The sequence below is a fragment of the Desulfovibrio sp. 1188_IL3213 genome (assembly GCF_036763145.1).
Classification (GTDB): domain Bacteria; phylum Desulfobacterota; class Desulfovibrionia; order Desulfovibrionales; family Desulfovibrionaceae; genus Desulfovibrio.
The window spans coordinates 1-1,508 of sequence record NZ_JBAIYR010000502.1 but is presented as its reverse complement, the minus strand read 5'-3'; the positions used below and the strand labels follow the sequence as shown (position 1 = coordinate 1,508).

Annotated in this window: 2 protein-coding genes and 2 pseudogenes; all 4 read right to left on the bottom strand. The window is 58.8% G+C overall.

Features of this window, described 5'->3' with window-relative positions; genetic code table 11:
- Window positions 1–135, bottom strand: a pseudogene (locus V6C16_RS13055) (recombination mediator RecR); the annotation flags it as partial.
- A gap of 4 nt (window positions 136–139) precedes the next feature.
- Complete coding sequence (locus V6C16_RS13050; RefSeq protein WP_333535335.1) at window positions 140–451, bottom strand: YbaB/EbfC family nucleoid-associated protein; 312 nt, start codon at window positions 449–451, stop codon at window positions 140–142.
- A gap of 117 nt (window positions 452–568) precedes the next feature.
- A complete protein-coding gene (locus V6C16_RS13045; RefSeq protein ID WP_333535336.1) occupies window positions 569–871 on the bottom strand; it encodes a DUF6485 family protein in 303 nt (100 codons plus the stop codon).
- Between the two features lie 229 nt (window positions 872–1,100).
- Window positions 1,101–1,508: pseudogene (locus V6C16_RS13040) on the bottom strand (DNA polymerase III subunit gamma/tau); the annotation flags it as partial.

The window sequence follows — 1,508 nt, the reverse complement described above, 5'->3', positions numbered from 1 at the left end:
CAGACGGCGGGTTTCGGCTTCCGGCCATTTGAGCAGGGCCATGGCCGCCCGCATGGCGGATTTGGGGCCAAGGCCCGGCAGGCGCGCAAGCTGCTCCACCAGGGCCTTGAGCGGTTCGGGAATGCGTTTGTTCATGAAACTAGAAGAGGCCGGGCAGCTTGATTCCGCCGGAAATGTTGCTCATTTCGCGGTCCATGGTTTCACGGGCGATGCGGCCCGCCTCATTGACGGCAGCCAGGATGAGGTCCTGCAGCATTTCCACGTCGCCGCCTTCCAGCGCCTTGGGATCAATGGTGAGCTTGCGCAGTTCCTGCTTGCCGGAAACTTCGGCCTTGACCATGCCGCCGCCGCTGGCAGCCTCGTAGCTGTGTTCGCCCATTTCCTGCTGGAGCTTGGCGATCTTGTTCTGCATGACCTGAGCCTGGCGCAGGATGTCATTCATGTTGCGCATATGTTTCTCCTTGAATCTTCAAATTGTTGCATCAGGATGAAAGACTTTTGTCTTCCGTTGCCGGGCCGTTGCGCGGGCGTTCTTGTCCGGCGTTTTGTCGCCTCGCACGATCCGCGTTCAGGGGTGGGCGGTTCCTGAACCAAGAACCTGTTTTGCGAAGTGTTCAAAGGAATCCCCTGTCCTTGACTCCGCCCCTTCCAGCAAATCAAAAAAACAGTTGGGAATTTCTTTGAGCCTGAGATTTTTCTGTATGCACGGCGCGCACCCTTTGTCGTGCCTGGTCGGGTGCAACGGGCAGTCCAGATTGTTACAGGAACAGAATTCGCTTAGAGCAATTTCACTTTGAAATTGCTCTGGCGGCTGCGTGAGCAGTCGCCCGCCGCAAAGATGCAAGCGCAATTTACTTGCGCGGTTAAGCATTGAAGCGAGCGTGTCTTAAACTTTGAGAATGTACATTCTCAAAGTTAATCTGCTCTAAGGCAGTCACGGCTGCCCTCCCAAAGGCATGTGCCGCATGACGCGGCGGCGAAATATCCCTGAAAACGGCCTTTCCCGCAAGTGTTTTCAGCCGTGCCGGAGTTTCCGGCCATGCCGCGCGTGGCCAAGGCCGGGACCACGCCCAGCCGGTAGCCCGTTTCCGGGCAGGCCGCTACTCTATGGGGCGGCAGCCTTTGAGCGAGGCTTTCAGCACCTCAAAGCACGGCTGCAATTCTTCCTTGCGGCTGAATTCGGCAATAAGATCCGCCTCAGGCCGATGGGGTCTGGGGGCGATGATTTCCACCTGCGTTTCCGGCGCACCGTAGGCGGCCAGTGCGGCATACAGGGCATTGGCCTGTTTTTCAAGCTGGTGGAGCTGTGTTTCTGTTCTGGGCTGTAAACGCAACGTGGCGCCCTGCCAGTCCACACCTATGCCGCGCAGTACGTACGGAGCCGGAACGGAGCGCGAAGCCGCCTGTTCCGCCACGCAGAAATCATAAAAATCCTGCCAGTTGGGGCTGCGGCCGCTGGCGACGCCCGCTGCTGCCTCTGGAGCCTGCCGGGGTCGGGTGTTGTGTGC

Bases quoted from the DNA above. Each gene is read 5' to 3' on its own strand.
- V6C16_RS13050 (WP_333535335.1), bottom strand. From the start codon at position 451: ATGCGCAACATGAATGACATCCTGCGCCAGGCTCAGGTCATGCAGAAC.
- V6C16_RS13045 (WP_333535336.1), bottom strand. From the start codon at position 871: ATGCTTAACCGCGCAAGTAAATTGCGCTTGCATCTTTGCGGCGGGCGA.